Origin of the sequence: Pseudomonas lundensis, assembly GCF_002269125.1 — a bacterium.
In the GTDB taxonomy this organism is placed as follows: domain Bacteria; phylum Pseudomonadota; class Gammaproteobacteria; order Pseudomonadales; family Pseudomonadaceae; genus Aquipseudomonas; species Aquipseudomonas lundensis_A.
The window spans coordinates 32,438-53,514 of sequence record NZ_NQKI01000019.1 but is presented as its reverse complement, the minus strand read 5'-3'; the positions used below and the strand labels follow the sequence as shown (position 1 = coordinate 53,514).

The window sequence follows — 21,077 nt, the reverse complement described above, 5'->3', positions numbered from 1 at the left end:
GCCCGGTGGCAGCCCGCATGCAGCAGGTTCAAACGGTTGAGCCGAAGCCTGTGCCGTCTGGACGATTAAGCCTGAGCCGCTAACACGCGGCGTTCCCAGGGTGTGATTTCATCAAAGAAGCTGGTGAGCTCCATCGTCTTGGACGCAATGTAACCTTCGATGAACTCCTTGCCGAACAGTTCCTTCGCCAAGTGACTGCGTTTCAGACGCTCCAGAGCGGCATGTAAGGTACATGGCAATGACAATGCGTCCGGCACCTCGAATTCCCCCTGAATCGCAGCAGTCGGCTCCAACTGATTTTCGATGCCGTGCAAACCCGCCGCGAGGCTGGCGGCAATCGCCAGATACGGGTTGGCGTCGGCACCCGGTAAACGGTTTTCGACACGCCGTGCCACCGGCGAACTGGCCGGGATGCGCAGGCCCGCCGCCCGATTGTCATGGGACCAGCACGCATTGTTTGGCGACGCATAGGGGTGACACAGGCGCTGGTAGGAGTTGACGTTCGGTGCGAACAACGCCGTAAAGTCCGCCATGCCTGCCTGTTGCCCGCCGATAAAATGGCGGAAGGCAGCGGTTGGCTGACCCGCCGCATCACTGAACACGTTACGCCCGGTGCCCAGTTCGACCACGCTCTGATGAATGTGCATTGAGCTGCCGGCCGTTTTCGCCAGCGGCTTGGCCATGCACACCACCGTCAGGCCATGCTTGAGCGCAACCTCTTTGAGCAGGTGCTTGAACAGGAAAGTCTGATCGGCCAACAGCAGCGGATCACCGTGCAGCAAGTTGATCTCGAACTGGCTGACGCCCATTTCGTGCATGAAGGTGTCACGGGGCAACCCCAGCGCGGCCATGCATTCATAGACGTCATTGAAGAACGGGCGCAGGCCGTTGTTGGAACTGATACTGAACGCCGAGAAGCCAACTTCTCGGCGACCGTCCAGGCCCAGCGGCGGCTGGAACGGCTGGGTCGGGTCGGTGTTGGGCGCAAACACAAAGAATTCAAGTTCTGTGGCGACCACGGGTGCCAGGCCGCGGGCGGCATAACGGGCGATCACGGCTTTGAGCTGGCCACGGGTCGACAGGCGCGAACTTTCGCCCGTCAGCTCGTCGGCATCGCAGATGGCCAGCGCGCGGGGTGTTGCGCTCCACGGCAGGCGATGGATGTGCGCGGCATCCGGCACCAGTGCCAGATCGCCGTCATCGCTGCCATAGAACCGCGATTCGGGGTATCCCCCCATGATGCATTGCAGTAGCACCCCACGGGCCATCTGCAAGCGTCGCCCTTCGAGGAACCCTTCAGCGGTCATTACCTTGCCGCGGGGCACGCCATTCAAATCGGGCGTCACACATTCAATCTCATCAATGCCGGTCAGTCGCTGCGCGAGTGAACCCTGGCCATCGGTCGTCATGACTCTTTCCTTGTTGTTGTACAAGCCGCGAACGGCGACCCGTACAAAATACGCATCACCTGTTCGGGATTTCAAGCGCACGTGGGTCAATTCCCTGAAATCCTGCGCTTGGCTCACTAGGCATTTACGGCGCAAGCCATTAGGGTGGCGATTCTACTTTTTCGCGCAGTGCCCGTTATGCCTAAAGACGACGCCCACTTAATCACCGCCCACGATGTCGCCCGGCACGCCGGGGTCTCGCGTTCGGCGGTTTCGCGCACGTTCACCCCGGGCGCCAGTGTCTCGCCCCACACCCGCGACAAAGTGATGGCCGCCGCGCAGGCACTGGGTTATCAGGTCAATTTGATCGCCCGCACGATGAACAAGGGCTATAGCAACTTTGTCGGCGTAGTCACCGCCGGCTTCGAAAGCCCGTTTCGTGCCAGCCTGCTCGGTCCGATAACGGACGCCTTGAATAAACAGGGGCTGATGCCGCTGCTGATGAATGCCGACGATCCCCAGCAACTGGAGCAATCGCTGCACGAATTGCTGAGCTATCAAATCGCCGGGGTGATTCTGACGTCGGCCTCGCCGCCCCTGTCGGTGGTGCAGCATTACCTCAAGCATCACATCCCGGTGGCGATGATTAACCGTGGCCACGAGCTGGAAGGCGCCGACGTCATCGGCAGCGACAACCGTGGCGGCGGTCGTCTGGCGGCACAAACCCTGCTGGCCAGCGGTGCCAGGCGTCCCGCGTTCATCGGTCAGGGCCAGCACAACTTCAGCAGCCGCGAACGCTGGCTGGGATTCAGCGAACGCCTGGCCGAGGCGGGTATCACCCCTGTGGCGGTACAAGACGCGGCCCCCGGCTATGACGGCGGACGCGCAGCGGTGTGCCATTTGTTCAATACCGGGGTTCGGCCAGATGCCTTGTTCTGCGCCACCGACATGCTGGCGTTGGGGGCGCTGGACGGCTTGCGCCTGGGGTTGAATTTGTCAGTGCCCAAGGACGTGCAGGTCGTCGGTTTCGACGATATTCCTCAAGCGGCCCACTTAGCCTATCACCTCACCACCCTGCGTCAGGACAGCCAGGCATTAGCCAGAAGTGCCGTGGCGGCCATTATCGCCCGTCGGAAAAATTTTCAGTTGCCGACGCCGCACAGCTCTATCCCGGTCACGCTGGTCAGACGCAGCAGCACATTGGAATAATTATTTTATTTTGATCTTGAATTGAATTTTTATTTCGTGTTGTATGACCCCAACAGTGAGTCGTCCCCTGCCCTCTCTCTCCTGCAGCCGGACGATTCACTTTTTTAGAAGCCTGATTGCACACGTGTGCAAACTTGAGGATGTCAGCATGCCCAACAGTCTCTCTGCCCTTCTGCCGCCCGAATCGCTCGACCTCGACGCGCGTTACCGGCACGCCCAGCGCATCGCCGTGCAGGCGGCTCAGTTGGGGCTCGACTACTACCGCCAGCGCGCCAGCCTTGAGGTCAGCCACAAAGCAGGCGTGGGGCAAGACGTGGTCAGCATCGCGGACCGCGAACTGGAAGACTTCATCAAACAGCAACTGACTGAACATTTCCCCCAGGACGGTTTTCTGGGTGAAGAAACCGGCGGCAGCGAGTTGCAGGCACGCTGCATCTGGGTGGTTGACCCGATTGATGGCACCAGCTGCTTCGTGAACGGTTTGCACACCTGGTGCGTGTCGATTGGCCTGCTGGTCGATGGCGAACCGTGGCTGGGCGCAGTCGCTGACGCCAACCATGACGAGTTGTTTCACGCGTGCCGGGGCCATGGCGCCTTTGTGAACCAGACCCGCATCGAAGTGAACCCGGCCACTGACCTGACGCAGGGCGTAACCGGTGTCGGTACCTCTCACCGACGCGGCAAAGAACACTTTTTGCCTTTTCTCAAGCAGCTACTGGATGAAGGCGGCATGTTCATTCGTAACGGTTCGGGTGCCTTAATGATTGCCTATGTCGCCGCAGGACGCCTGCTGGGCTACTACGAAACCCACATCAACAGTTGGGATTGCCTCGCCGGGTTGGTGCTGGTGCGCGAAGCAGGCGGGCAATGCAGCGACTTTCTACGCGACGGCGGCCTGACCGAGGGCAATCCGTTATTGGTGGCCGCACCACAGCTCTACCCGGCGCTGGCGAACCTGATAGGTCCCTCGCTAACGGCTTGATACATTGCGCTGCCTGACCTGGAACCGGCCGTGCCTGCAAGGCGCGGACTGAAAAACAATAAACAGGAAACCTTGCACCATGACTTCTCTGCTCAATGCCTTTAAGGCTGCGCCTGCCCGGCAAGGACCGGCTACCCCGGATATGGATCGGTTCAAGCGGTTGCGCTGGCAAACCTTTCTGTCGATGTCCCTGAGTTACGCGCTGTTCTACGTCTGCCGCCTGTCGTTCAACGTGGTCAAGCCCGCACTGGTCGCTAACAACCTGCTCAACCCCACCCAACTGGGCATCATCGGCTCGGCGCTGTTTTTTGCCTACGCCATCGGCAAACTGGTCAACGGGTTTCTGGCCGACCACGCCAACGTGCGCCGCTTCATGATGCTGGGCCTGCTGCTCAGCGCCATCGTCAACGCCTGCATGGGCCTGACCACCAACACTGTCATTCTGACTTTGATCTGGGGCCTGAACGGTTGGGCGCAGTCCATGGGCGTCGGACCGTGCGTGGTCTCGCTGTCACGCTGGTACAGCGACAAGGAACGCGGCACATTTTATGGCTTCTGGTCGATTGCCCACAGCCTGGGCGAGGCGTTGACCTACGTGGCCGTGGCCGCCGTGGTGGTGACGTGGGGTTGGCAATATGGCTACGGGCTGGCGACCTTGATGGGGCTGGCCGGGCTGGCACTGATTTTCTTTTTCATGGCCGACTCGCCGCAAAGCTGCGGTTACCCACCCGTGCACCATGAAGCGCAAACACCCACACCCGACGACTCGCCCGCCCCCAGCATCTTCAGCAAACAATTGGCCCTGCTGAAAAACCCGGCCCTGTGGCTGCTGGCACTGGCGTCTTGCCTGATGTACATCGGTCGTTACGCAGTGATCTCCTGGGGGGTGTTTTTTCTGGAGAACGCCAAGGCCTACAACACCCTGAGCGCCTCAACCCTGATTTCCATCACCGGGGTGTTCGGCATCATCGGCACCGGGCTCAGCGGCTTGATCTCCGACCGTTTCTTCAACGGCAAACGCAATGCATTGGCAATGATATTCGGCTTGATGAACACCCTGTCACTGAGCGCTTTCCTGTTCGTCCCCGCCGGGCACTACTGGCTGGACGCGGTTTCGATGATGTTTTTTGGCCTGTCGATGGGCGCACTGCTGTGCTTTTTGGGCGGGCTCATGGCCACTGACATTGCGGCCAAAAGTGCTGCGGGTGCCGCATTGGGCATGATTGGCATCGCCAGTTACGCAGGGGCCGCCGCCGGGGAAATTCTCACCGGGGTGTTGATCGAACACGGCACCACCGTGCTCGGTGATGGCAGCAAGGCATACGACTTCCAGACGCTGTCAATTTTCTGGGTCAGCGCCTCCCTGATCTCAGTCCTGATGACGGCCCTGTTTGCCCTGCACTTGCAAAAACGCCAGCCGCCGACTTTGCCAAAGCGCGAAGAAACCCTGGTGCCTGTGCAGCCCTAACAGCCTGTTGATTTTGAAACAAAAAGTGACATACCCCTGAAACATTCACCCTGCATAGTTGGCAAATGCCAGCAAGGAGTTGTGTTAACCAAGCCCTGACACCCCCTCGTATTTGTCTTGGATCTAACAACAACAATAAATGAGCTAACAAGATGACTAACCCATTGAATACGCCCCAAAATGCACACGTGTGCAAACCTGCACTGAACAAAGGATTGCTGGCCGCCCTGTGCTTCACCGCGCTGGAAGGTGGCCTGTTGTTAATGCCGGCGGCCGTTCAGGCGCTGGAACTGGATTACCAACACCAGTACAACGAAAAGGAACGCGATCACACCGACAAGGTGATGATCACCCAGGCACTGGATAACGGCCTGGCGTTCTCTTTCCAGTTCGTCGCCAGCCCGGCCGAGAAGAGCAATGGCCAGCCGGGTCAGCCGTTTGAACACATGACCAAGGACTCCCTCAAGGGCAAGGTCAAGTACTCGCACAAACTCACCAAGCATTTGAAATTCAAACCCAAGTTCACCTATTCACAAGGCAAAGATAAAAAGTCCTACAAACCTGCACTGAAGTTCCCGTATGAACTGGGTTACGGCTTCTCAGCCACGCCCGGCTACTACTACAAAGTCACGACCTACAAAAACGGCAACGAAACCAAACGCGACAACGTCTGGTCGCTGGGTGGCAAATACAAGACCGAGCACATGTCCATCGGCGTGGCGCGCAAAGAGATCTACAGCAACCAGATCGCCTTCGATGGCAAGAAACGCAACTACAGCAACAAGCTGTATATCGACTACAAGCTGACCCACTTTTTCACCCCGTACGTTGAAGTGGCGGACGTCTACGTCGACAAAAACACGGACGAGCGTCAGGCCCGCTATCGCGTGGGCTTCAAATACAAATTCTGACCGCGTCCCGCCCTTCAAACCTCGCTGGAGACTGTGAATGAACGTTTCTCTCTCACACTTTGCCCGTCTGGGCGCCCCGCTATTGAGCGTCGCCTTGAGCCTGACCACACCGTTGACGGCACACGCTCAGGACAATGGCCACTACGTGCTTGAAAAAGCCGTGCAAGTCAGCCGCCATGGCATTCGTCCGCAAACCGACACCGCCAAACTGGTAGACGCCACGCAACGCCAATGGCCCACCTGGCTGGTGCGCGATGGCGAACTCACTGGCCACGGCTATCTGGCCACCAGTTTGATGGGCGCCTGGCAAGCCGAACAGTATCGTCAGGCCGGTTTGCTGCCAGCGGGCTGCCCAAAAGACGGCACGCTATACGCGGTTTCGAGCCCAAAACAACGTACCCGCGCCACCGCAGCGGCGTTGATGGACGGCATGTTCCCCGGCTGCGGCGAGAAACCCCATGCCAGCGCACAGTCCCACGATCCGCTGTTTCAGACTGACAAGATGGACTTCGCCCGCGTCGATCCGGCCATCGCCAAAGCTGAAATCCTCAAAGCGCTGGGCGGCGACCTGCAAGCTGCAAAGGCCCGCCTGAAACCCGATATGGATTTGCTCAAAGCCGCCGCGTGCATTGAGGGCAAACCGTGCCCGTTCTACGACGCTGAATGGGTCATCAAGCAAAACGATGAGGGGCGCCTGAAAATCAAAGGGCTGGACAAGGCCTCCTCCCTGGGCGAAACCTTCCGCCTGCAATACAGCGAGGGCAAACCCTTGAACGAGGTGGCGTTCGGTCACGCGACAGACGCCAAACAGGTGATGGCGCTGACCCGTTTGCACCGCGCCAAATATGACTTCGTCAACGACACGCCACACATCGCCAAACGCGGCGGTTCGCAACTGATGAACCAGCTGCGGCTGGCGCTGGAGCAAGGCACGCCACTGGAGCAGGCCGATCCGCTGGGCAATCCACCTGCGGCACCGTTGCTGGTGATCGTGGCCCATGACACCAACCTCTCGCAATTGCGCACCATGCTCGGGTTTCACTGGACGCTGGGCGAGTACCAGCCGGGCAATATCCCGCCCACCGGCACCCTGGCATTTGAACGTTACCGCGACGCAGACAGCGGCGAGCGCTTCATTCGCACCACGTTCGTGACGCAAAGCCCGGATCAAATGCGCAATCTCACGCCATTGACAGCTGACAACACGCCACTGCAAACCGACTTCAATATGCCGGGCTGCAAACTCACCCGCGTGGGCACCCTATGCCCACTCAACGATTTTGCCGAGCACCTGAATAAGGCCATCGACCGCACAGCCCTGACCGCATATCGCTATCCCTGACGACGGTGGCGCAGGCTGCGACGCGTCGTTGCCTGCGCCAGCGCACACAAATGCCGCGCATCCTATTTCGGCCGACTAAACTCTGTCGCCAATTGTGTCCTGGAAGAACCAGCAGGTTCCCCTGCGCAGCGTTGCCAAAAGGAAATCTCATGAAACACTCTGCGTTCTCTGTCTCCCGCCTCGCCCTGGCCCTGCTTTTGGGCAGCGCCCTGAGCCCTGCCGCCTTCGCCCAAACGCCCAGCAGTGATGGCTATGTGCTGGATAAAGTGGTTCAAGTCAGTCGCCACGGGGTACGTCCACCCACCGAGTCCAATGAAAAGCTGTTGACCCATGTCACCCAGCGGCAATGGCCGACCTGGTTGGTGCCCTTGGGTGATCTGACCGGCCATGGTTACAGCGGGGCCGTGGAAATGGGCCGCTATCGCGGTGCGGTTCTGCGCAACGCGGGGCTGATTCCCGCGGGCTGTCCAGACGCTAAACACCTGCTGGTACACGCCAGCCCGCTGCAACGTACCAAAGCCACGGCCCAAGCCCTGCTCGACGGCATGTTCCCGGGCTGCGGCTTCCAGCCGACCTACGTAGCGGGCAAACAGGACGCCCTGTTTCAGGCCAATGAAATGAGCTTCGCCGCCCTCAACCCCGAAAAGGCCAAGGCACAAATTCTCAAGGCGTTGGGCGGCAGCGTCGAGGCGGCCCAAAAGCGTTACGCCCCCTTTGAACACACCCTGCGTGAAATCACGTGTTTGCCTGACGCCAATTGCCCATACGGGCAGGAACCCTGGAAGCTGGTGCAGAACGAGAAAGGCCGGTTTTCAATCAAGGGCCTGAGCGCGGGCGCCAACATGGGTGAAGTGTTCCGTCTTGAATACAGTCAGGGGCTGCCGCTGGAGAAGGTCGCGTTCGGCCATGCCCGCACGCCCGCTGAAGTGTCGAGCCTGATGGTGCTGACCAAAGCCAAATATGACTTTCTCAATGACATCCCGTACATCGCCAGCCGGGGCGCCTCGGAGCTGATGAACCAGATTTCACTGGAACTCAAACAAGGCACGGCCCTGGCCGCCAAAGACGCCACTGGCGCTCCGCCTGACGTACCGCTGATGCTGTTGGTGGCCCACGACACCAATATTTCTTACTTGCGCACCATGCTTGGTTTTGGCTGGAAGCTGGGCGACTACCTCGAAAACAACATCCCGCCCGTGGGCACGTTGCAGTTCGAACGTTACAAGGAAGTCAAAACCGGCGACTACTTCCTGCGCATCGCCTTTGAAGCACAGTCGATGGATCAGATCCGCAACCTGACGCAACTGCAAGGCCAGGCCAAACCGCTGAACAGCGACTTCAAAAGCGCCAACGACTGCCGCACCACAAGCGTCGGTTTGCTGTGCCCGCTCAAAGACGCAATGGCGACTGTCGAGCGAAACATTGACCCGACAGCGCTCACGCCTTACAGCTTCCAATAAGCCGTCACTCAACGCGGCAGGCGCAATGCCTGCCGCTTATTGCCCGTTACGACTGAAGATGCGGATCACTTCGTCCAGGTGGTCGGTCATTGCCTGACGCGCGCCTTGTGCGTCGTGCTGCTCCAGGGCGTGCAGAATAGTGCGGTGCTCGTCTTCGGAACGGTGCGGCATGTCGCCCGAGGTGTAATGGCTTTGCAGGCGCTGGAACAGGCTGCCGTAACGGTGACCCAACAAATGCTGAATCATCAGTGCGTACGCCGGGTTGTCAGATGCTTGTGCAATCCGGATATGAAACAGGCGGTCGCCGGGGTGGGTATGCGAGCCTTCGCGGTTGTCTTGGACGTTGCGCTCGAACGCTTCACGAATCCCGGCCAGTTCTTCATCGCTGGCATTCAGTGCGGCCAGTGCCGCGGCTTCGGGCTCAATCAGGCGACGGGCCTGTAGCAAGGCGAACGGCGGGATCTCTGCGCTGAAATCCACGTCGATACCCAGTTCCGGGTCCAGCTCTTGCCACTGATTGCGCGTGACTTGCCGCATCACCGGTTCATCCGACACGGGTTTGGCCGGCGGCTCACACACCAAAACGCCATTGCCTACGCGAACATCCACCAGCCCGATCACTTCCAGCGCAATCATCGCTTCACGCACCGATGCGCGACTTACCCCCAGCAACTTGGCCAATTCGCGTTCGGCGGGCAAACGGCTGCCGGGCGGAAATTCTCCGCTGTCGATCAGGGCACGCAATTGATCTGCGATCTGTCGGTAAAGCCGTTGGTTATCAATCACTTGAAATGGCATATCAATTGTTGTCCTGCTCAATTCCATGCGCTGCACACCACAGCGCCGTCAAAAAGGCGCTTGTTGATACGCAACGTGCGTGCTACAAAAGGTTCAATGGCCTGACCATTGGATGGATCTCGTAGTGCGATCATAACGCAAAGCGTGCTCCAAACCTTGTGTGGTTTGCCAGTTGCTACGCCCCAAATGGCCTGACCATTGGACCAAATAACAATAATGAACAGAGTTACGGAGTTTCCATGGATCTTTCCGGCAAACGCGTCCTCATCACGGCAGCAGCCCAGGGTATCGGCCTGGCCAGTGTGCAGGCCTACCTCGCCGCTGGCGCCGAGGTCTTCGCCGCCGACATTAATGCCGACGCCCTCGACACGCTGAAAGGCGCGCGCACACACCTGCTCGACGTCACCGACCCACACGCCATTGAACGCCTCGCCGCCGAGCTGGGACCGCTGGACGTGCTGTTTAACTGCGCGGGCGTGGTGCACAGCGGCAACATCCTCGACTGCAACGAAAAGGACTGGGCCTTCGCCCTCGACCTGAACGTCACGGCCATGTACCGCATGATCCGCGCCTTTCTCCCGGCGATGCTGACACACGGCGGGGGGTCGATCATCAACATGGCCTCGGTGGCGTCCAGCATCAAAGGCGTGCCCAACCGCTTCGCCTACTGCGCCAGCAAAGGGGCAGTGATTGGCTTGACCCGGGCCGTAGCGGCCGACTTCGTCAGCCAGAACATTCGCTGCAACGCCATTTGCCCTGGCACGGTGGACTCCCCTTCCCTGCGCCAGCGCATCACTGAACAGGCCCTGCGCGAACACCGCAGCGAAGACGAGGTGTACACCGCGTTTGTCAGCCGCCAGCCCATGGGCCGCATCGGTTCGGCGCAAGAAATCGCGCAACTGGCGTTGTACCTCGGGTCGAGCGCCAGCGGTTTCACCACCGGCACAACGCAAATCATTGATGGCGGCTGGAGCAACTAGCCCCCCGCTGCACCCCCCTTTCCTTTCAAGGAGCTTTTATGAAACTGCTGCGCTATGGCGAAAAAGGCCAGGAACGTCCTGCATTGCTGGATGACAACGGTGAGCTGCGGGATTTGTCTGCGGTAGTCACGGACATTGCCGGCCAAACCTTGAGCCCCGACAGCCTGAACCGCCTGCGGGACATCGACCCCACCTCGCTGCCCCGCGTTGCGGGCTCGCCGCGCCTGGGTGCGTGCGTCGGTCAGGTCGGAAAATTCATTTGTATTGGTCTCAATTACGCCGATCACGCTGCCGAAACCGGCGCACCGATTCCGGCCGAGCCCGTGGTGTTCGGCAAATGGACCAGCGCTATTGTCGGCCCCAACGATGACATTGAAATCCCGCGCCATTCGCGCAAGACCGACTGGGAGGTGGAACTGGGCGTGGTCATCGGCAAAGGCGGCCGTTACATCAGCGAAGCCGACGCGCTGGAGCATGTGGCCGGGTATTGCGTCATCAACGATGTGTCCGAGCGTGAGTTCCAGCTGGAGCTGGGCGGCACCTGGGACAAGGGCAAAGGGTGCGACACGTTCGGTCCACTCGGCCCGTGGCTGGTGACCCGTGATGAAATCCCCGACCCGCACCAACTTGACCTGTGGCTGGAAGTGGACGGCAAGCGTTATCAAAACGGCAATACACGGACGATGATTTTTCAGATCCCGAGAATCATCAGCTACCTGAGCCAATTCATGAGCCTGCAACCCGGCGATGTGATTTCCACCGGCACCCCGCCCGGCGTCGGGCTGGGCATCAAACCCGAGCCCGTGTACCTGCGCGCCGGCCAGCAGATCCGCCTGGGCATCAGTGGCCTCGGTGAACAAAACCAACGCACGGTAAATGCCGACTGACAGGGAGTTGCGCCATGACCACCATTACCGCCGTACGGGTTGAAGACATTCGCTTCCCCACTTCACAATCGCTGGACGGCTCCGATGCGATGAACCCCGACCCGGATTATTCCGCGGCCTATGTCATCCTCGAAACCGACACCCCCGGGCTTGAAGGCCACGGGCTGACGTTTACCATCGGCCGCGGCAATGAAATCTGCTGTGCCTCGATCAAGGCGCTGGCGGGCCTGCTGGTGGGGTTGAAGCTGGACTGGATCGCCGAGGACATGGGCCGTTTCTGGCGCCATGTCACCAGCGACAGCCAACTGCGCTGGATCGGCCCGGACAAGGGCGCCATCCACTTGGCCACCGGCGCCGTGGTCAACGCCGCGTGGGATTTGTGGGCCAAGGCTGAAGGCAAACCGGTGTGGCGCCTGGTAGCCGACATGAGCCCCGAGCAACTGGTGCGCTGCATCGACTTTCGCTACCTCACCGATTGCATTACCCCTGACGAGGCCCTGAACCTGCTGCGCGAGCGCGCCGAGGGTAAGGCCGATCGCATGGCACTGCTCCAGGCCCACGGCTACCCCTGCTACACCACCTCAGCCGGCTGGCTGGGTTACGCCGACGACAAGCTGCGGCGCCTGTGCCAAGAAGCGGTGGACGCAGGGTTTTCCCACGTCAAATTAAAAGTCGGGCATGACGTGCAAGATGACATCCGACGCGTGCGCATCGCCCGCGAGGTATTGGGGCCGGATCGCAAGTTGATGATTGATGCCAACCAGGTGTGGGAAGTCGACACTGCCATTGACTGGGTGCGCGAATTGTCCTTCGCCAATCCGTGGTTTATTGAAGAACCCACCAGCCCGGACGACGTCGAAGGTCATCGAAAAATTCGCCTGGGCGTCGCCCCGGTCAAAGTGGCCACCGGCGAGATGTGCCAGAACCGCATCGTATTCAAGCAATTGATCATGCGCGAAGCCATCGACGTGGTGCAGATCGATGCCTGCCGACTGGGCGGGGTTAACGAAGTGCTGGCAGTGATGCTGATGGCAGCCAAGTACGACTTGCCGGTGTGCCCGCACGCGGGCGGAGTTGGGCTGTGCGAATACGTGCAGCACTTGTCGATGATTGATTACCTGTGTATCGCAGGCACCCACGAAGGGCGGGTGGTGGAGTTTGTCGATCACCTGCATGAACACTTCGAAGACCCCTGTGTAATCCGCGATGCGGCGTATATGCCGCCGCAGGCACCGGGGTTTTCGATTCAGATGAAGGCCGCCTCCCGCGAGCACTATCGCTACCGGGGTTGAACCACAGTCATCAGCGGACGGAGTACAACAACAACAATGTCGTCCCGACACTCACTTCGGCTGGACGCTCACCAGCATTTCTGGCGCTACGATGCGGCCAGTTACCCGTGGATTACCCACGACATGCCGCGCCTGCGCGGGGATTTTCAGCCCGCGGATTTGCGTCCCTTACTGGACCGGGCCGGGTTTGACGGCTGTATTGCCGTGCAGGCCCGCGGCTGCCCAAGCGAGACCGACCACCTGCTGCACCTGGCCGGGCAGTATCCGTGGGTGCGGGCCGTGGTGGGGTGGGCCGACCTGCGCTCGATCACCCTTGAGGCGTCACTTGAGCGATGGGTACAGGCCAGCACATTGCGCGGCTTCCGTCATCAGCTGCAAGACGAGCCCGTGCCCGCCACGTTGATGCAGGACGCGGCGTTTAACCGCGGTCTCAGCACGTTGCAAGGCAAAGGCTACGTGTATGAGGTGCTGATCAAAGCGCGGGATCTGCCTGCCGCGACACAGTGGTGCCAACACCACGACCGGCATCATCTGGTGCTCGATCATCTGGGCAAGCCCGACGTCCGTGCCCGCGACGTGCAGGCGTGGCGGCAACAGCTCGCGCCACTGGCTGCACTGCCCCATGTCAGTTGCAAACTGTCGGGGCTGATGACCGAGGCGGATTGGCAAACCGGACACAGCGCGCCGCTACTGCCCTACCTGCACACTGCGCTGGAGCTGTTTGGCGCCGATCGACTGATGTTCGGCTCTGACTGGCCGGTGTGCCTGCTGGCCAGCGAGTATGCAGGCACTTGCGCCTTGGTTGAGCAGGCCTTGCAGCCACTCAGCGCGTCTGAACAGGCAGCCATTTGGGGCGGCACCGCGTGCCGTGTCTACGGGATTGAAGGAGTTAACCCATGAATTTTTACCTGCAAGACAAGGTGTTTATCGTCACCGGTGGCGGTTCGGGGATTGGCGCGGCCATTTCATTGGGGCTGGCCGATGAAGGCGCGATCCCGGTGATTTTTGGCCACAGCCCGTTACCGGATGAGCTGGCGCGGGCACTGGACCAGCGTCAGGCGCAAAGCCTGTTCATTCAAGTGGAGTTGCGCGACGAGGACGCCTGCCGCGCCGCAGTGGCCCAGGTGCTGGCGCGTTTCGGACGTATCGACGGGCTGGTGAACAATGCCGGGGTCAATGACGGCGTAGGACTGGAGGCCGGGCGTGCGGGCTTTGTCGAGTCGCTGGAAAAAAACCTCATCCACTATTACGTCATGACCCATTTGTGTGTGGATGCCCTCAAAGCCAGCCGCGGGGCCATCGTCAACATCAGTTCCAAAACCGCGCTTACCGGTCAGGGTGGCACCAGTGGCTATACCGCCGCCAAAGGGGCGCAGCTGTCACTGACCCGGGAATGGGCCACCGCGTTGCGCAATGATGGGGTACGCGTCAACGCAGTGGTTCCGGCCGAGGTGATGACGCCGTTGTACGAGCGCTGGATCGACACCTTTGCCGACCCCAAGGCCAAACTGGCCAGCATCGTCGAGAAAATTCCCTTTGGTCAGCGAATGACAACCGCCGAAGAAATTGCTGACAGCGTGCTGTTCTTGCTGTCGTCCCGGTCTTCCCACACCACGGGACAATGGCTGGTGGTCGACGGCGGTTACACCCACCTGGACCGGGCGCTGACATGAACGCACAACGCCACTGCCTGGCCCTTGACCTGAAAGACGACCCGGCGCTGATCGCGCAATACGAAGCCCTGCATCGGCAGATCTGGCCGCAGATCAGCCAGCACCTGCTCGCTCACGGAGTACTGGACATGCAGATCTGGCGACTGGGCACGCGGCTGTTCATGGTCATGGACACCGCCCCCGGATTCGATGCTCACGCGTTTGCCCGCGCGCAGGCCAGTGACCCTGACGTGCAGGCATGGGAGGCGCTGATGTGGCGTTTTCAGCAGCCCACACCGTGGACGGCCGAGCACCAGAAGTGGACACCGATGACGCAGATTTTCAGCCTGCAGGCGACCGAAACAGGCGAAGCGCAACACGTTTAAACACAAGGCAACGACATCACAACAACAATAAGCAGGAGATGCGTTATGTCACTCAAGCATTCCACCGTTGCAGCGTCGCCCCGTCTGGCGGCGGTTTCTTCCTATCGCCGGGCACTGATACTGGTGACGTGCCTGTTCTTTTTGTGGGGCCTGTCCTACGGCTTACTGGATGTGTTGAACAAGCACTTTCAGGACACGCTGCACGTCAGCAAGGCGCAGTCCGGGCTGCTGCAGAGCGCCTATTTCGGCGCGTACTTTCTAATCGCCCTGCCCGCCGGTTTTTTGATGGATAAATACGGTTACAAGGCGGGAATTCTTCTCGGCCTGTGCCTGTATGCCATCGGCGCGTTGCTGTTCATGCCCGCCGCATCGGCGCAGAGTTTCCCGTTTTTTCTGTTTGCCCTGTTCGTGATCGCATGCGGACTTGGCTGCCTTGAAACAGCCGCCAACCCCTACGCCACCGTATTGGGTGCACCCGAAGGCGCCGAGCGGCGCTTGAATCTGGCGCAGTCATTCAACGGGCTGGGCCAGTTTTTTGGCCCGCTGATTGGCGGCGCGCTGTTCTTCGGCGGTGCCAGCCATCTCGAATCCACCCAATCGCTGCAGATGACATACCTGGTGATCGCCGGCCTGGTATTGCTGGTCGCGCTGCTGATCGGCCGCACCCCGCTGCCGGATTTGCGCGAACAGGAAAACGCCGTGCAACAACGCAGTGACAAAACCCTGTGGCAGCATCGCGAATTCGTCACCGGGGTCATCACTCAATTTTTTTATGTCGGCGCGCAGGTCGGGGTCGGGGCATTCTTCATCAACTACGTCACGGAGCATTGGGCGCAGATGAGTAGTCAGCAAGCCGCCTACCTGCTGTCAGTGGCAATGCTCAGTTTCATGTTCGGGCGTTTCTTCAGTACTTGGCTAATGGGCCGGATCAATGCCCAGCGCCTGCTGCTGATCTATGCATTGATTAATACCGCGCTGTGCGCGGTGGTGGTCAGCGGCCTGGAAGGCGTGTCGGTGATCGCACTGGTGGCCACGTTCTTCTTTATGTCGATCATGTTTCCGACCTTGTTTGCCATGGGCGTGAAAAACCTTGGTTCGCACACCAAGCGCGGCAGCTCGTTCATGATCATGTCCATTGTCGGCGGCGCGTTGCTGCCCTACGTGATGGGGCTGGTGGCCGACCACTCTTCAACCGCACTGGCGTATCTACTGCCGATGGGGTGTTTTTTGATTGTCGCGGCCTACGCCCGCCGTGCATTGCGTAGCCCGCAGCCCCACTGACACCCGATGTTGTTGCACTCCACAAAAACAATAACCGGAGTTCTGCATGTCCAATCCCGCCTTGAAACAAGCCTTGAGCAAGATCCGCTGGCGCATCCTGCCGTTCGTGGCGCTGATGTTCGCCATGGCCATCATTGACCGCTCCAATATCGGGTTCGCCAAACATGCCTTCCAGGCCGACACCGGCCTGAGCAACGCAGCATTTGCACTGGGGGCCGGGATTTTCTTTATCGGTTATGCGGTGTTTGAAGTCCCCAGCAACTTGATGCTGCACAAGATCGGCGCCCGCGTCTGGTTGAGCCGGATCATGGTCACGTGGGGGCTTGTCTCCGCGGCCATGATGTTTGCTCATGACGAAACCAGCTTCTACATCCTGCGTTTCTTGCTGGGTGTGGCTGAGGCAGGTCTGTCGCCGGGGGTGGTGTTGTATTTGACCTACTGGTTCCCGCAAAACCAGCGCGGTTCGGCGTATGGCATTTACTACTTCGGCGTACCGCTTTCGCTGATGATCGGCGGCCCGGTCTCGGGCTGGTTGCTGGAGAGCAGCCAGTTTGGGCTGACCGGCTGGCAATGGATGTTTGTGACAGAAGGATTGGCTGCATCCGTGATCGGGGTGATTGCGTTCTTCTACCTCAATGACCGTCCACGTGATGCGAAGTGGTTGAACATCGAGGAAAAAGCCGCGATTGAGCAAGCACTGGAGACAGAACAGCGGCAAAAAGCCAATCAAGGCCCTTCATCCTGGCGCGCCGCCCTGATCAACCCTGCCGTGCTGTATTTCACGCTGATCTACTTCACGATTCAGGTCAGTGTGTACGGCGTCCTGTTTTACCTGCCGACGCGAATTGCCGAGCTGCTGGGCACCGGGATCGGGCTGCAGGTGGGCGCGCTAACCTCCATTCCGTGGATTGCCACAGTGTGCATGCTGTACGCGGTGACACGACGTGCCGACCGCAAAGGCCAGCAAACCCGCTATGCCGCCTGGATGTTGGGGCTAGCAGCGCTGGGCATGGTGGGTTCGACGCTCAGCGCCAGCCTGCCGCTGGTGATCCTGGCGTTTTGCCTGGCTGCGTCGGGCTTTATCACCGTGCAACCGCTGTTCTGGACCCTGCCAACCCGACTGCTGAGCGGCGCAGCGGCTGCCAGTGGCATTGCGGTGATCGGCGCGCTGGGCAATCTGGGCGGCTTTCTGGCACCGACCGTGAAAACGTTTGTGGAGCAGCACTTCGACAACCCCCATGCGGGCATGTACTTCCTGGCCGGGACGGCCTTACTGGGCGCACTGATGCTCTTACGCACCAGCAAGACCAGCACTGGGTCAGCGCAACAGGGGGTGCCCGCAGCCACCCGCTGAATACCAGCACGGGGGACAGACGCCTGAAAATCCGATTGAACGATCAAACCCTGCTCCAACTCCGATTTTTTGAGAGGCGCAACAGCGCTTGTACTTTCAATCGGAGCTGGAGCAGCCCACATGACGACCGAAAACCAGTACGCAATGCAGAACCCGGTGACGCAATACCCTCAGCCGGGCTTCCCCGAACAACCGCAACCGGCTCCCGGTTCAGTGCACAAATTACAGCCCCACGCCGACCATGGCGAAACGTCGTACAAAGGTTTTGGACGGTTGGCGGGCCGCAAGGCGCTGATTACCGGGGCTGACTCGGGTATCGGCCGCGCCGTAGCTATTGCCTACGCCCGCGAAGGCGCGGACATCGTGCTGAACTATTTGCCCGAGGAAGAAGCGGACGCCCGGGACGTGGTCGCGTTGATCGAGGCCGAAGGTCGCAAGGCCATTTGCATACCTGGCGACTTGTCCCAAGAAGCGTTTTGCCTGGAGCTGGTGAGCCAGGCTGTCAAAGGCTTGGGCGGGCTGGATATTCTGGTGAACGTCGCAGGTAAACAAACTGCGCAAAAAGCCATTGCCGACCTGACCACCCAGCAGTTTGACGCAACCTTCAGAACCAACGTCTACGCACTGTTCTGGCTGTGCAAAGCCGCGCTGCCGCACTTGCCGGCCGGTGCCACCATCGTTAACACGACGTCGATTCAGGCCTATCAGCCGTCGGAAACGTTGCTCGACTACGCGCCGACCAAATCAGCAATTGCGGCGTTTACCAAAGCGCTGGCCAAACAGGTGATCGGCCAGGGCATTCGCGTCAATGCCGTGGCACCCGGCCCGTTCTGGACACCGCTGCAACCCAGCGGTGGGCAGCCTCAGGAAAAAATCCCTACCTTCGGCGCCGAAACTCCAATCGGCCGAGCAGGACAACCGGCCGAGTGCGCGCCGATTTACGTACTGCTGGCCAGTCAGGAGTCGAGCTACATCACGGGTGAGATCTTCGGCATTACCGGCGGGACCTCCATTGCGTAATGGCATGACACGTTAAAACGCGAACAGGGCCGCCCGGTGCGGCCCGACCGCTGAAACGTGCACAGGTATCGCGGTCGGGGTCACGGGTGGGTTACATTCAATTCTGGTTGTAACAAAAACAACAGCCCATTCTTCAAATAAGGGTCAACCGTGAATACCAATCAAAAACTGCGAACCTTCGACCGCATCCGTGACGCGGTACTGCCGCAATACCGCGAACGGGTGGCCGAATACCTGACGAGGTACGAAGACGTGCTTCACGACAGCCATGCATGCCCTGACGCTCAACGCACCGCGGCCAATCAATTAATGGGGTATATACGCGGCCTGAACACCACACGCGTGTTGGGCATGGCGGACCTTGAAGAACTGGAACGCCGCATCACCGAATCTTGGCTAAAACAAGCCGAGCTCGAAGGGCAGGAGGAAAAAATTTGAAGGGGAAAGACTGAAAGGCAATGACGTGAAATGGTGTCCCAGGCGGGGTTCGAACCTGCAACCTTCCCCTTAGGAGGGGGATGCTCTATCCAATTGAGCTACTGAGACTGATCACGCGTACCACGCACAGGGCGCGGTGTGCAGGTCGGCGAGCATGTTAACGGCGATACCGTGATTTGTCATGTCGTCCGTTGGCTTTTTACGTGTAAGGGCCTTAATGCCCGGTAGACAGGGCAACCGCCGGGATAGCGTGCAAAACACGCTAAAGCAGCGTGCAGGACTGCATCATCCCTGCCATCGTGCAATTTGCATTGCAGCAAAAAGGCTTCATTGCAATTTGCAACTCACGCACCTTAAAAACTGATAGTAAATGACTGTTTTACAAGGCTTTTATAGGTATCCTGCGTTGGCACGAAGACTGCAATCACAACAGTATTAAGTCCATGCCCTCAGAGATGACCGCCATGAACAGCACACTGATCCTGTTGAATGCACTCGCGCTGGCCGTTCTGGTCTTTTTTCAATTCCAACCCGATGAGACGTCTGGTCAACAGAGCGCTGAGATTGCGGGTACGTATAAACCCCACTCGCCATTGCCACAGTTGGCGGTGATGACTCCAGATCAAAGCGGCACACCTCACCTGACCGCCGAGCACCCTGCGCAGACGCAAGCGGTTCAGGGCGACAGCTGGGTTTTCTAAAGAGAGCTTTAACGAATCATGTCCAAAATTGCATTTGGCTTTTTGATGTTGGCGCTGGCCAGTCTGGCGCTGGATATATTTATCCCTAATGGGGATCTGGGCGACGTGCCATTGTTCGCCGCCGCTACGTTCTTCGGCTGTTGGCTGCTGGCGTTGCTAGTAGGACGCCGGATCAAGTTCGACCCGCAATTACGCTGAGGCCGGGTAGTCCACGCCGTGATCAATCAAGGCCAGCAAGCCTTGCACCACCACGGTCAAGCTGCCGGAGTTATCGAGCACTTTAATAGCCTCAGCCTCATGGCGTGGCATGCCTTCAAGAAATAACTGATTACGCTGCAACCGTTGCCGGATTTGCTCAGGCGTTTCGCGGCCCCGTTTGAGCAGCCTTTCGTGCAAAACCTCTGTGCTCACACACAACATGACTGCCACTAAATCGGGATAGCGCTGACGGGCCTGCTCCAGATGCGCGCGCGAACCGTTCACCAGTACATGGCGACCCTGGCGCAGGTAGTCATCCAGTAGCGTGGTAATCCCGTAGCTGAGGCCATGCGCCTGCCAGTGCAAGGCAAAGGCGCCCTGCTCTTTGAGCGCCTCAAACGCTTGGGCTGAAACACCCTGCGCGTCCTCCCCCACGGATTCGGCTGAGCGCGTGATGACACGCCGCATCACCTCACAACCCCGCTCGGCCAGAGAATGACGGGCCGCTTCGATCAGGCTGTCTTTGCCCGAGCCAGAAGGCCCCATCAAATAGATCAAGTTGCCTGGCATCTGCGACCCCCTTCTGCTGTTGATCTTTTAAGTCCGGGCACTGCCCTCTCACGGTTTAAGTGAGGGTTGCAGCTGGATCTTCCAAACAATTTGCGTGGTAATTACTTTGTATGAGGCGTTTCAGATGAATGGAGCCCAGTACCGCTATCAAACGCAGTGCGCATTTCTGATAATCGCTACTGGCAAAAAGCCTGTATCCGGTTCAATATTTGTCACAGAATTGACGCCAGGGAAGTGGCTAATTTGAGGCATGATGCCGGCCTCTTAGCAATTCAGGTTGAACATTTGGCCCCAAAGATGGTCTTAAAACACATCCTGCGGCCAATCCCGAGAACCGCTCCCCTGAACTAACCGGTTAACTATATGCGCCCATTGAAACAGGCTATTTATTCCAGCCGTACGGCTGACAAGTTCGTAGTGCGCCTGCCAGACGGAATGCGCGAGCGCATTGCCGAGGTGGCACGTAATCACCATCGCAGCATGAACTCAGAAATCATTGCCCGCCTGGAACAGAGCCTCATCCAGGAAGGCGCTTTGGGCGACGAGCCCGCATTGCGCCTCGACAGCCCTGAGCTCTCGATGCATGAACGCGAGTTGTTGCAACGCTTCCGCCAGCTGTCACATCGTCAACAAAATGCGCTGGTTTCACTGATTGCACACGATGTCGAAATGGCATCCGACGCCTCGTGATCTAGACGCCTTTTCAAAAAAGCCAGCCTTGTGCTGGTTTTTTTGTGGGCGGCCCGAACGCAGCAAGCAG

Annotated in this window: 22 protein-coding genes and 1 tRNA gene; 19 read left to right on the top strand and 4 right to left on the bottom strand. The window is 59.3% G+C overall.

The genetic code is table 11. From position 1 onward, the window contains the following. Nucleotides 1–65: 65 nt before the first annotated feature. A complete protein-coding gene (locus CJF39_RS13300; RefSeq protein ID WP_169966062.1) occupies nucleotides 66–1,307 on the bottom strand; it encodes a glutamine synthetase family protein in 1,242 nt (413 codons plus the stop codon). Nucleotides 1,308–1,586: 279 nt separating this feature from the next. Between CJF39_RS13300 and CJF39_RS13295 the strand changes: the two genes are divergently transcribed. The 6 genes from CJF39_RS13295 (at nucleotide 1,587) to CJF39_RS13270 (ending at nucleotide 8,760) form a co-directional block, all read left to right on the top strand. Then, nucleotides 1,587–2,597 carry a LacI family DNA-binding transcriptional regulator gene (locus CJF39_RS13295; RefSeq protein ID WP_094993837.1) on the top strand — a complete coding sequence of 337 codons (1,011 nt, stop codon included), beginning with the start codon at nucleotides 1,587–1,589 and terminating at the stop codon, nucleotides 2,595–2,597. 148 nt (nucleotides 2,598–2,745) lie between these two features. After that, entirely contained in the window at nucleotides 2,746–3,579 is an 834-nt protein-coding gene (locus CJF39_RS13290) for an inositol monophosphatase family protein (RefSeq protein ID WP_094993836.1), read from the top strand. A 79-nt stretch (nucleotides 3,580–3,658) separates the two neighbouring features. Then, a complete protein-coding gene (locus tag CJF39_RS13285) occupies nucleotides 3,659–5,047 on the top strand; it encodes an MFS transporter (protein ID WP_094993835.1) in 1,389 nt (462 codons plus the stop codon). 152 nt (nucleotides 5,048–5,199) lie between these two features. Continuing rightward, nucleotides 5,200–5,958, top strand: a complete 759-nt coding sequence (locus tag CJF39_RS13280) for an oligogalacturonate-specific porin KdgM family protein (RefSeq protein WP_094993834.1) — start codon at nucleotides 5,200–5,202, stop codon at nucleotides 5,956–5,958. A 37-nt stretch (nucleotides 5,959–5,995) separates the two neighbouring features. Next, a complete protein-coding gene (locus CJF39_RS13275) occupies nucleotides 5,996–7,300 on the top strand; it encodes a histidine-type phosphatase (protein ID WP_094993833.1) in 1,305 nt (434 codons plus the stop codon). 149 nt (nucleotides 7,301–7,449) lie between these two features. Further along, complete coding sequence (locus CJF39_RS13270) at nucleotides 7,450–8,760, top strand: histidine-type phosphatase (protein WP_094993832.1); 1,311 nt, start codon at nucleotides 7,450–7,452, stop codon at nucleotides 8,758–8,760. A gap of 36 nt (nucleotides 8,761–8,796) precedes the next feature. Here the strand turns inward: CJF39_RS13270 and CJF39_RS13265 are convergent, their stop codons facing one another. After that, nucleotides 8,797–9,558: a FadR/GntR family transcriptional regulator gene (locus CJF39_RS13265; RefSeq protein WP_094993831.1), complete on the bottom strand. Its 762-nt coding sequence runs from the start codon at nucleotides 9,556–9,558 to the stop codon at nucleotides 8,797–8,799. 239 nt (nucleotides 9,559–9,797) lie between these two features. Here CJF39_RS13265 and CJF39_RS13260 point away from each other — a divergent pair, with 239 nt between their 5' ends. The 10 genes from CJF39_RS13260 (at nucleotide 9,798) to CJF39_RS13215 (ending at nucleotide 18,848) form a co-directional block, all read left to right on the top strand. After that, entirely contained in the window at nucleotides 9,798–10,538 is a 741-nt protein-coding gene (locus CJF39_RS13260) for an SDR family oxidoreductase (RefSeq protein WP_094993830.1), read from the top strand. A 38-nt stretch (nucleotides 10,539–10,576) separates the two neighbouring features. Next, nucleotides 10,577–11,425 (top strand): ureidoglycolate lyase, encoded by an 849-nt coding sequence (locus CJF39_RS13255; RefSeq protein WP_094993829.1) that lies wholly within the window; start codon nucleotides 10,577–10,579, stop codon nucleotides 11,423–11,425. Nucleotides 11,426–11,439: 14 nt separating this feature from the next. After that, nucleotides 11,440–12,717, top strand: coding sequence for an L-fuconate dehydratase (locus CJF39_RS13250; RefSeq protein WP_094993828.1), 1,278 nt, complete (start codon nucleotides 11,440–11,442; stop codon nucleotides 12,715–12,717). Nucleotides 12,718–12,753: 36 nt separating this feature from the next. Continuing rightward, on the top strand, nucleotides 12,754–13,617 hold the full coding sequence (locus CJF39_RS13245; protein ID WP_094993827.1) for an amidohydrolase family protein: 864 nt from the start codon (nucleotides 12,754–12,756) through the stop codon (nucleotides 13,615–13,617). Beyond that, nucleotides 13,614–14,390 carry an SDR family oxidoreductase gene (locus tag CJF39_RS13240; RefSeq protein ID WP_094993826.1) on the top strand — a complete coding sequence of 259 codons (777 nt, stop codon included), beginning with the start codon at nucleotides 13,614–13,616 and terminating at the stop codon, nucleotides 14,388–14,390. The genes CJF39_RS13245 and CJF39_RS13240 overlap by 4 nt, the downstream gene beginning before the upstream one ends. Continuing rightward, on the top strand, nucleotides 14,387–14,755 hold the full coding sequence (locus tag CJF39_RS13235) for an L-rhamnose mutarotase (protein ID WP_094993825.1): 369 nt from the start codon (nucleotides 14,387–14,389) through the stop codon (nucleotides 14,753–14,755). Before CJF39_RS13240 ends, CJF39_RS13235 begins: the two co-directional genes overlap by 4 nt. Nucleotides 14,756–14,800: 45 nt before the next feature. Further along, entirely contained in the window at nucleotides 14,801–16,036 is a 1,236-nt protein-coding gene (locus CJF39_RS13230; RefSeq protein WP_094993824.1) for a sugar MFS transporter, read from the top strand. Between the two features lie 46 nt (nucleotides 16,037–16,082). Continuing rightward, nucleotides 16,083–17,390 carry an MFS transporter gene (locus tag CJF39_RS13225; RefSeq protein WP_094993823.1) on the top strand — a complete coding sequence of 436 codons (1,308 nt, stop codon included), beginning with the start codon at nucleotides 16,083–16,085 and terminating at the stop codon, nucleotides 17,388–17,390. Between the two features lie 120 nt (nucleotides 17,391–17,510). Then, nucleotides 17,511–18,410, top strand: coding sequence for an SDR family oxidoreductase (locus CJF39_RS13220; protein WP_094993822.1), 900 nt, complete (start codon nucleotides 17,511–17,513; stop codon nucleotides 18,408–18,410). Nucleotides 18,411–18,578: 168 nt separating this feature from the next. Next, nucleotides 18,579–18,848 (top strand): hypothetical protein, encoded by a 270-nt coding sequence (locus tag CJF39_RS13215; protein WP_178088655.1) that lies wholly within the window; start codon nucleotides 18,579–18,581, stop codon nucleotides 18,846–18,848. Nucleotides 18,849–18,879: 31 nt separating this feature from the next. Here the strand turns inward: CJF39_RS13215 and CJF39_RS13210 are convergent. Next, nucleotides 18,880–18,956, bottom strand: a tRNA-Arg gene (locus CJF39_RS13210). A gap of 356 nt (nucleotides 18,957–19,312) precedes the next feature. On the opposite strand from CJF39_RS13210, the gene CJF39_RS13205 reads away from it, so the two are divergent. Continuing rightward, entirely contained in the window at nucleotides 19,313–19,549 is a 237-nt protein-coding gene (locus tag CJF39_RS13205) for a hypothetical protein (protein WP_094993871.1), read from the top strand. Between the two features lie 18 nt (nucleotides 19,550–19,567). Continuing rightward, nucleotides 19,568–19,747 carry a PA3371 family protein gene (locus CJF39_RS13200; protein ID WP_094993820.1) on the top strand — a complete coding sequence of 60 codons (180 nt, stop codon included), beginning with the start codon at nucleotides 19,568–19,570 and terminating at the stop codon, nucleotides 19,745–19,747. Here the strand turns inward: CJF39_RS13200 and phnN are convergent. Further along, nucleotides 19,739–20,317 (bottom strand): phosphonate metabolism protein/1,5-bisphosphokinase (PRPP-forming) PhnN, encoded by a 579-nt coding sequence (phnN, locus tag CJF39_RS13195; protein ID WP_094993819.1) that lies wholly within the window; start codon nucleotides 20,315–20,317, stop codon nucleotides 19,739–19,741. The genes CJF39_RS13200 and phnN overlap by 9 nt on opposite strands. Before the next feature lie 363 nt (nucleotides 20,318–20,680). Between phnN and CJF39_RS13190 the strand changes: the two genes are divergently transcribed. Then, complete coding sequence (locus CJF39_RS13190) at nucleotides 20,681–21,007, top strand: Arc family DNA-binding protein (protein WP_047276944.1); 327 nt, start codon at nucleotides 20,681–20,683, stop codon at nucleotides 21,005–21,007. The last annotated feature ends 70 nt before the right edge of the window (nucleotides 21,008–21,077 follow it).

What these genes read in the sequence shown, in the direction of transcription:
- CJF39_RS13265 (WP_094993831.1), bottom strand. Translation starts at nt 9,558, where the DNA reads ATGCCATTTCAAGTGATTGATAACCAACGGCTTTACCGACAGATCGCA.
- CJF39_RS13295 (WP_094993837.1), top strand. Translation starts at nt 1,587, where the DNA reads ATGCCTAAAGACGACGCCCACTTAATCACCGCCCACGATGTCGCCCGG.
- CJF39_RS13205 (WP_094993871.1), top strand. Translation starts at nt 19,313, where the DNA reads ATGAACAGCACACTGATCCTGTTGAATGCACTCGCGCTGGCCGTTCTG.
- CJF39_RS13240 (WP_094993826.1), top strand. Translation starts at nt 13,614, where the DNA reads ATGAATTTTTACCTGCAAGACAAGGTGTTTATCGTCACCGGTGGCGGT.
- CJF39_RS13260 (WP_094993830.1), top strand. Translation starts at nt 9,798, where the DNA reads ATGGATCTTTCCGGCAAACGCGTCCTCATCACGGCAGCAGCCCAGGGT.
- CJF39_RS13225 (WP_094993823.1), top strand. Translation starts at nt 16,083, where the DNA reads ATGTCCAATCCCGCCTTGAAACAAGCCTTGAGCAAGATCCGCTGGCGC.
- CJF39_RS13230 (WP_094993824.1), top strand. Translation starts at nt 14,801, where the DNA reads ATGTCACTCAAGCATTCCACCGTTGCAGCGTCGCCCCGTCTGGCGGCG.
- CJF39_RS13200 (WP_094993820.1), top strand. Translation starts at nt 19,568, where the DNA reads ATGTCCAAAATTGCATTTGGCTTTTTGATGTTGGCGCTGGCCAGTCTG.
- CJF39_RS13190 (WP_047276944.1), top strand. Translation starts at nt 20,681, where the DNA reads ATGCGCCCATTGAAACAGGCTATTTATTCCAGCCGTACGGCTGACAAG.
- CJF39_RS13280 (WP_094993834.1), top strand. Translation starts at nt 5,200, where the DNA reads ATGACTAACCCATTGAATACGCCCCAAAATGCACACGTGTGCAAACCT.
- phnN (WP_094993819.1), bottom strand. Translation starts at nt 20,317, where the DNA reads ATGCCAGGCAACTTGATCTATTTGATGGGGCCTTCTGGCTCGGGCAAA.
- CJF39_RS13235 (WP_094993825.1), top strand. Translation starts at nt 14,387, where the DNA reads ATGAACGCACAACGCCACTGCCTGGCCCTTGACCTGAAAGACGACCCG.
- CJF39_RS13300 (WP_169966062.1), bottom strand. Translation starts at nt 1,307, where the DNA reads ATGACCGCTGAAGGGTTCCTCGAAGGGCGACGCTTGCAGATGGCCCGT.
- CJF39_RS13290 (WP_094993836.1), top strand. Translation starts at nt 2,746, where the DNA reads ATGCCCAACAGTCTCTCTGCCCTTCTGCCGCCCGAATCGCTCGACCTC.
- CJF39_RS13245 (WP_094993827.1), top strand. Translation starts at nt 12,754, where the DNA reads ATGTCGTCCCGACACTCACTTCGGCTGGACGCTCACCAGCATTTCTGG.
- CJF39_RS13250 (WP_094993828.1), top strand. Translation starts at nt 11,440, where the DNA reads ATGACCACCATTACCGCCGTACGGGTTGAAGACATTCGCTTCCCCACT.
- CJF39_RS13285 (WP_094993835.1), top strand. Translation starts at nt 3,659, where the DNA reads ATGACTTCTCTGCTCAATGCCTTTAAGGCTGCGCCTGCCCGGCAAGGA.
- CJF39_RS13270 (WP_094993832.1), top strand. Translation starts at nt 7,450, where the DNA reads ATGAAACACTCTGCGTTCTCTGTCTCCCGCCTCGCCCTGGCCCTGCTT.
- CJF39_RS13275 (WP_094993833.1), top strand. Translation starts at nt 5,996, where the DNA reads ATGAACGTTTCTCTCTCACACTTTGCCCGTCTGGGCGCCCCGCTATTG.
- CJF39_RS13255 (WP_094993829.1), top strand. Translation starts at nt 10,577, where the DNA reads ATGAAACTGCTGCGCTATGGCGAAAAAGGCCAGGAACGTCCTGCATTG.
- CJF39_RS13220 (WP_094993822.1), top strand. Translation starts at nt 17,511, where the DNA reads ATGACGACCGAAAACCAGTACGCAATGCAGAACCCGGTGACGCAATAC.